This window comes from Pseudomonas sp. Sample_24 (assembly GCF_004307605.1).
In the GTDB taxonomy this organism is placed as follows: domain Bacteria; phylum Pseudomonadota; class Gammaproteobacteria; order Pseudomonadales; family Pseudomonadaceae; genus Aquipseudomonas.
Map to the genome: position 1 here is coordinate 1 of NZ_RCNW01000166.1, position 7,444 is coordinate 7,444.

5 protein-coding genes are annotated in these 7,444 nt (G+C 61.4%); 2 read left to right on the forward strand and 3 right to left on the reverse strand.

The genetic code is table 11. The annotated features are described in order from the left end of the window. Window positions 1-1,358: glucan biosynthesis protein G (locus D8V06_RS08780; protein ID WP_130930805.1), on the forward strand; the 1,358-nt coding region annotated here is incomplete at its 5' end. Further along, window positions 1,351-3,921: a glucans biosynthesis glucosyltransferase MdoH gene (gene mdoH, locus D8V06_RS08785; protein WP_056852238.1), complete on the forward strand. Its 2,571-nt coding sequence runs from the start codon at window positions 1,351-1,353 to the stop codon at window positions 3,919-3,921. The genes D8V06_RS08780 and mdoH, both read left to right, overlap by 8 nt. A 175-nt stretch (window positions 3,922-4,096) precedes the next feature. Here mdoH and D8V06_RS08790 read toward each other — a convergent pair whose 3' ends face one another. The 3 genes from D8V06_RS08790 to tatC form a co-directional block, all read right to left on the reverse strand. After that, the gene (locus D8V06_RS08790) at window positions 4,097-6,013 is read right to left on the reverse strand and encodes a methyl-accepting chemotaxis protein (RefSeq protein WP_130930806.1); all 1,917 of its coding nucleotides are present in this window, start codon (window positions 6,011-6,013) and stop codon (window positions 4,097-4,099) included. Between the two features lie 169 nt (window positions 6,014-6,182). Next, on the reverse strand, window positions 6,183-6,890 hold the full coding sequence (locus D8V06_RS08795) for a 16S rRNA (uracil(1498)-N(3))-methyltransferase (protein ID WP_130903892.1): 708 nt from the start codon (window positions 6,888-6,890) through the stop codon (window positions 6,183-6,185). Next, the coding region (tatC, locus tag D8V06_RS08800; RefSeq protein WP_130930807.1) for a twin-arginine translocase subunit TatC at window positions 6,887-7,444 on the reverse strand (558 nt) is incomplete at its 5' end. The genes tatC and D8V06_RS08795, both read right to left, overlap by 4 nt.

Here is a 7,444-nt window from a genome sequence, read left to right on the forward strand (position 1 = left end):
CGATCAACAAGGCCGACAAGCAAGACGAAATCATGACCATGCTCGGCGCGAGTTATTTCCGCGTTGTCGGCAAGGGTCACGTCTATGGCTTGTCCGCGCGCGGCATGGCGATCGATACCGCGTTGCCATCGGGCGAAGAGTTCCCGCGCTTTCGCGAGTTCTGGATTCAACAGCCCAAGCCGGGCGACAAGCATCTGGTGATCTTCGCGTTGCTCGATTCGCCTCGCGCTACTGGTGCCTATCGCCTGACCCTGCGTCCGGGCAGCGACACCATTGTCGACGTCAAGGCGCAGATGTTCCTGCGTGACAAAGTCACCAAGCTCGGCGTTGCGCCGCTGACCAGCATGTACCTGTTCGGCGCCAATCAGCCATCGAAAGTCCTGAATTATCGTCGTGAACTGCACGACTCCAGCGGTCTGTCGATCCATGCCGGTAACGGCGAGTGGATCTGGCGCCCTCTGAACAACCCTAAACACCTGGCCGTGAGCAACTTCTCCGTAGAGAACCCGCGCGGCTTCGGTCTGCTGCAACGTGGCCGCGACTTCAGCCACTACGAAGACCTCGACGACCGCTACGACAAGCGCCCAAGTGCCTGGATCGAACCGAAAGGCGACTGGGGCAAAGGCTCCGTCGATCTGGTAGAGATTCCGACCGCTGACGAAACCAACGACAATATCGTGGCGTTCTGGAGCCCGGAAAAGATGCCGGAACCCGGCCAGCCGCTTGATGTCGCTTATCGTATGCACTGGACCATGGATGAGGCTTCGATTCACGCGCCGGACAGCGCCTGGGTCAAGCAAACCTTGCGCTCCACCGGTGACGTGAAGCAGTCCAACCTGATTCGTCAGCCGGACGGTAGCGTGGCGTACCTGGTGGATTTCGAAGGTCCATCGCTGGCGGCATTGCCGGCCGATGCCGACGTTCGCAGCCAGGTCAGCGTGGGTGACAACGCCGAGGTCGTGGAAAACAGCGTCCGTTACAACCCTGAAACCAAGGGCTGGCGCCTGACCTTGCGCATGAAGATCAAGGACCCGAGCAAGTCCACCGAAATGCGCGCTGCGCTGGTGCAGCCAATTGTGACGGCTGACCTGGCCAAGTCGGCGGTTCCAGCGTCGAACTCGTCCGTTGCCAAGGCCGACAAAGTCGCCGCCAAGCAACAAGAGAAGATGGACAAGGAAGCCAAGCAAGCCGAGGCCAAGCATGCCGAAGCCAAGCCGGTTGCAGATGCCAAGGACAAGGCCAATACAGACGCCAAGCAGCCTGTCGCTGCTGACGCGGCCCCAGCCACACCGGAATCGGCACCGACTGAAGAAGTCCTGACCGAGACCTGGAGCTATCAGTTGCCTGCCGATGAGTAATTCTCTAGTACAGCCAGAAACTCTTTCGGAGTATCTGGCGCATCTGCCGATGACCGACCAGCAGCGCGCGGAGCTCGCGGGCTGCAAGTCCTTCAGCGAGTTGCACGAACGCCTGTCGTCCTCCACGTTCGACGCCCCCACCGAGGCCGCCCAGGCTTCGGTGGGCAAGCGCCTGACCCTGAGCACCGCCGAAGAGTTGCAGGACGCCGAAATGCTGGCGCTCGACGCCAGCGGTCGGGTTTGCCTCAAGGCCACTCCGCCGATTCGCCGGACCAAGGTCGTGCCCGAGCCTTGGCGTACCAACATCCTGGTACGTGGCTGGCGCCGGATGACCGGTCGTACCAACCCGCCGAAGCCGCCGAAGGACGAACGCGTCCTGCCCGCAGCACGCTGGCGTACCGTGGGTTCGATCCGTCGCTACATTCTTTTGGTGTTGATGCTCGGCCAGACCATCGTGGCCGGCTGGTACATGAAAGGCATCATGCCGTATCAGGGCTGGTCGTTCGTCGACCTCGAAGAAGTCCTGCATCAACCGCTGCTGCAAACCGCTACCCAAGTGCTGCCGTATGCATTGCAGACCAGCATCCTGATTCTGTTCGGGATCCTGTTCTGTTGGGTTTCGGCCGGTTTCTGGACCGCGCTGATGGGCTTCCTCGAGTTGCTCACCGGCCACGACAAGTACCGCATTTCCGGTAAAAGCGCCGGCAACGAGGCGATTCCAAAGGACGCACGCACCGCTCTGGTGATGCCGATCTGCAACGAAGACGTGCCGCGGGTATTCGCCGGTCTGCGCGCAACGTTCGAATCGGTCGCGGCCACGGGTGATCTGGATCGCTTCGACTTCTTCGTGCTCAGCGACAGTAACGACGCCGACATCTGCGTGGCCGAGCAGCAGGCCTGGCTGGACGTCTGCCGGGAAGCCAAGGGCTTCGGCAAGATCTTCTATCGCCGCCGCCGCCGTCGGGTAAAACGCAAGAGCGGTAACCTCGACGACTTCTGCCGTCGCTGGGGCGGTGACTACAAGTACATGGTCGTACTCGACGCCGACTCGGTGATGAGCGGTGAGTGCCTGACCAGTCTGGTGCGTCTGATGGAAGCCACGCCGGACGCCGGGATCATCCAGACCGCGCCGCGTGCGTCGGGCATGGACACGCTGTATGCACGCATGCAGCAGTTCGCGACCCGGGTGTACGGTCCGCTGTTCACCGCCGGTCTGCACTTCTGGCAACTGGGTGAATCGCACTATTGGGGCCACAACGCGATCATTCGCATGAAGCCGTTCATCGAGCACTGCGCCCTGGCGCCGCTGCCCGGTAAAGGCGCGTTCGCGGGTGCGATCCTGTCCCACGACTTCGTTGAAGCCGCGTTGATGCGTCGTGCCGGTTGGGGCGTGTGGATTGCCTACGACTTGCCGGGCAGCTATGAAGAGCTGCCGCCGAACTTGCTGGATGAACTCAAGCGTGACCGTCGCTGGTGCCACGGCAACCTGATGAACTTCCGGCTGTTCCTGGTCAAGGGCATGCACCCGGTGCACCGTGCGGTGTTCCTGACCGGCGTGATGTCTTACCTGTCGGCGCCGCTGTGGTTCTTCTTCCTGGTGTTGTCGACGGCGCTGCTGGCAGTCAACACGTTGATGGAGCCGCAGTACTTCCTTGAACCGCGCCAGCTTTATCCGCTGTGGCCACAATGGCACCCGGACAAGGCGATTGCGCTGTTCTCGACCACCATCGTGCTGCTGTTCCTGCCGAAGCTGTTGAGCATCATCCTGATTTGGGCCAAGGGCGCGAAAGAGTTCGGCGGCAAGTTCAAGGTGACATTGTCGATGCTGCTGGAGATGCTGTTCTCCGTGCTGTTGGCACCGGTGCGGATGATTTTCCACACCCGATTCGTGCTTGCCGCGTTCCTCGGCTGGGCTGCCACCTGGAATTCGCCACAACGTGACGACGACTCCACGCCCTGGAGCGAAGCAGTCAAGCGCCACGGCCCGCAAACCTTGCTGGGCTTCTTCTGGGCCTTGCTGGTGATCTGGCTGAACCCGAGCTTCCTGTGGTGGCTGGTGCCGATCGTCGGTTCGCTGATGCTGTCGATCCCGGTCTCGGTGATTTCCAGCCGTGTCGGCCTGGGCCTGAAATCCCGCGACGAGAGCCTGTTCCTGATCCCTGAGGAATACAATCCGCCGCAGGCATTGCTGGCTACTGACCAGTACACCCACGAAAACCGTTGGCATGCGCTGAACGACGGCTTCGTCCGTTCGGTGGTCGATCCGCAGCAGAACGCCTTGGCGTGCTCGCTGGCGACCTCGCGTCACCGTGAGGCCGAGCCGATTGAATGGCTACGGATCGAGCGCGTGCGGCACGCGATGAAAGTTGGGCCGCAAGGCCTGACCAACAACGAGCGTGTGCAGCTGTTGAGCGATCCGGTGGCCCTGGCCCGCTTGCATGAGCAGGTCTGGAACGAAGGCCATCCGGAGTGGCTGGGCGCGTGGCGCAAGTCGGTCAAGGCCGACCCTCATGCCCCGTTGTTGCCGCTCAAACCGTTGAGCGTACAGCCTCAGATGGCGTAATGAAAAAACCCGCGAAAGCGGGTTTTTTTATGGCCTGATCGTTCCCACGCTCCGCGTGGGAACGCCGCCCAGGACGCTCCGCGTCCTTTCTCGGGCGTGACGCAGAGCGACAGAGGATGCATTCCCACGCAGAGCGTGGGAACGATCAAGTAACGATCAAGTAGATCGGATCACCTCAAACCTTGAACCGTCCCACCAGCATTTGCAGATGCGTTCCCAACCGCGCCAGCTCAACACTGGAGGCCGCGGTCTCTTCACTGGCGGCCGAGGTCTGGTCCGAGACATCCCGCACGTTCAGCACGCTACGGTTGATCTCCTCAGCCACGGCGCTCTGTTGTTCAGCGGCGGCGGCAATCTGTTGGTTCATCGCCTGGATTGCCGAAACCGTGCGGGTGATGCTTTCCAGTGAGCCACCGGCGCGGCGCGTCAGTTCGACGCTGCTGTCGGTCAGGCTGCGGCTGTTGTCCATGATGGTCGCCACTTGCTGGGTGCCGTTTTGCAGGCCGACGATCAGCTCTTCGATTTCTTCGGTGGATTTCTGGGTGCGCTGGGCCAGGCTGCGCACTTCGTCGGCGACCACGGCAAAGCCGCGTCCGGCTTCACCGGCACGGGCGGCTTCGATGGCAGCGTTGAGCGCCAGCAGGTTGGTTTGTTGTGCCACGGACTTGATCACGTCGAGCACACTGCCGATCTTGTCGCTCTCGCGCTTGAGCTCGCCCATGGCTTCGGTGGAGTTTCCCACTTCCTTGGCCAGGCGCTCGATCTGGGCAATGGCTTCGCCCACCACTTTGTCACCTTCGCGGGCCTGCTGGTCGGCGGCGACAGCGGCCTCGGAGGCTTCCTCGGCGTTGCGTGCAACTTCCTGCACCGTGGCGGTCATTTCGTTCATGGCCGTGGCCACCTGGTCGGTCTCGACCTTCTGACTGTTGACCCCGGCGCTGGTCTGTTCGGTAACTGCCGACAACTCTTCGGCGGCGCTGGCAATCTGCGTGACGCCATCACTGATGCCGCCGATCAGCTCGCGCAGGCCCTGGGTCATGCTCTGGATCGCACGTTGCAGCTGCCCCAGTTCATCCTGGCGTTTGGATTCGAGGTTGTGGGTCAGATCGCCGGAAGCAATGCGTTCGGCCACTTTGAGGGTCTGGTTGAGCGGAATCACGATCTGCCGGGTGATGGCCCAGGCAGCGAACAGACCGAAGACCAGTGCCAGGGCGGTGGCCACCAACAGCATGTTTTTGGCATGCGCTACATCGGTATCGCGTACCAGAGTTTGCGAAACCGTCAGTTTGTTGCTCACCTGGAGCAGGATTTCGCCTTGGGCCGCCATGCGTTTCAGGGCGTCGACGCTGGCGACCTGGGAGTCACGGTATTGACTCACCGCGGCGCGATAAGCCTTGAGCGAGTCGGTGGCTAGTTGCAGGTTGGCGAGGTGTTCTTCAGGCAGTTTGGCGGGCAGGCTTTCGAGGTATTTCAGGGCATTGTCGATCGCATCGAGGGCCGGCTGCTCGGCTTCGCTCTTGCCGCTGTAGGTGTAGCCGCGAACCTGGAAGCGCGCCTGCTGGATCAGTTTGCTCAGCTCGATCACGCTGTTGAATGCTGCCACGCTGTCACCTTGCAGCATGGATTTTTCAACCTCAGCGACTTTGGCAACGGCGTTGTCGGCGGTAGCGCCGAGTTTGCTGCGGGCATCTTCACGGTTGGCGCCGGCCTGGGTCAGGGCGGTGAAGCCTTGTTTGTACAGGCTGACAGCGGCCAGTTGCTGGTCGATCATGGCGATGTCGGCGGGTTGTTCGATCATCTGGCGAGCCGCTTGCAGGCCGGTTTCGAGCTTGCCCAGCAGGTCATTGACCGCACCAGGACCTTGTTCGCCACGGCGCATTTCGTAGTCGAGGCGGGCGATGCGCAGGTCCTTGGTCAGGCCGTTGATCTCGGAAATGAAACCGAGCTTGTCGCCGCGACTCGTCACTTCACCGAGACCGGTCCAGCCGGTAAACGTGATCAGCAATGTCAGCAGCAGCACCAGACCGAAGCCGACGCCCAACTTGCGGTTTACACCTACATTTCCCAGCTTATCGGCCAACCATTGGTACATGCTGTAACTCCCTCGGACCACACATTGGTTTTATGGGAGGTATATCGGCAGTGGGGTGGGGTTCTGTAGCGCTGCCCGATAAGCGGACGGCGGAGTGTCAGCCACTTCAATGTTGGCTGGTACACCGCCATCGCTAGCAGGCTCGCGCCTACGGATTTCTCAGAATCGGTTAGAAGAGTCGTGCCAGCAGGGCGGTCACGGCGGTTTCGACGCGCAGGATGCGCTCGCCCAGTTGCACCGGTTGCAGGCCGGATTTGCCCAGCAGGTCGATTTCGTAGGGAATCCAGCCACCTTCAGGGCCGATGGCCAGGGTTACCGGTTCGCTCAAGGCACGCGGGCAGGGCGGGTAGTTGCCCGGATGGCCAACCAGGCCGAGGGTGCCTTCGGTCATCGCAGGCAGGCGGTCTTCAACGAAGGGTTTGAAGCGTTTCTCGATCACAACTTCCGGCAGCACAGTGTCCCGCGCTTGTTCCAGGCCGAGGATCAGTTGCTCGCGAATGGCTTCAGGCTCCAGGAATGGCGTCTGCCAGAAGCTCTTCTCGACGCGGTAGCTGTTCACCAGCACGATGCGTGGCACACCCATGGCTGCAACAGTCTGAAACACCCTGCGCAGCATTTTGGGGCGTGGCAGGGCCAGCACCAGGGTCAACGGCAGCTTGGTCGGCGGTGGTTGATCGAGGGTAACGCGCAATTCGGCTTCGGCGGTATCCAGGCGCAGCACTTCGGCCGAGCCCATGAGCCCGCCGATGCGCCCGACACGCAGGCTGTCGCCGACTTCGCAGCGATGGACTTCCTGCATGTGGGTCAACCGGCGATCACGCAGGATCACCCGGTCGGCCGCAATGAAATCGGCCTCTTCCAGTAACAGCAGGTTCACGCTTGGGTCGCTGGCGGCTGGTCGTTGTGATCGTCAGCCGGTTGATCGTCCGGATGCTCGCCACGCTTGCTGATCAGGCTGCTGAACAGGATGCCGACTTCGAACAGCATCCACATCGGTACGGCCAGCAGGGTCTGCGAGAAGATATCCGGCGGGGTCAGGATCATGCCGACCACGAAGCAGCCGATGATCACGTACGGACGGATTTTCTTCAGGTATTTGACGTCGACCACGCCAATCCACACCAGCAACACCACAGCCACCGGAATTTCGAACGCCACGCCGAAGGCGAAGAACAGCGTCATGACGAAATCGAGGTAGCTGGTGATGTCGGTCATCATTTCCACACCGGCCGGCGTGGCGGCGGCGAAGAACTTGAAGATCAGCGGGAACACCAGGAAGTAGGCGAACGCCATGCCGGCATAGAACAGAAAGATGCTGGAGACCAGCAAGGGCACGGCGATGCGTTTTTCATGCTTGTACAGGCCGGGTGCGATGAAGCCCCAGATCTGATGCAGGATCACCGGGATCGCCAGGAACAGCGAGACCATCAT

Excerpts from the sequence above, each read along its gene's own strand:
- mdoH (WP_056852238.1), top strand. The coding sequence starts at position 1,351 with ATGAGTAATTCTCTAGTACAGCCAGAAACTCTTTCGGAGTATCTGGCG.
- D8V06_RS08790 (WP_130930806.1), bottom strand. The coding sequence starts at position 6,013 with ATGTACCAATGGTTGGCCGATAAGCTGGGAAATGTAGGTGTAAACCGC.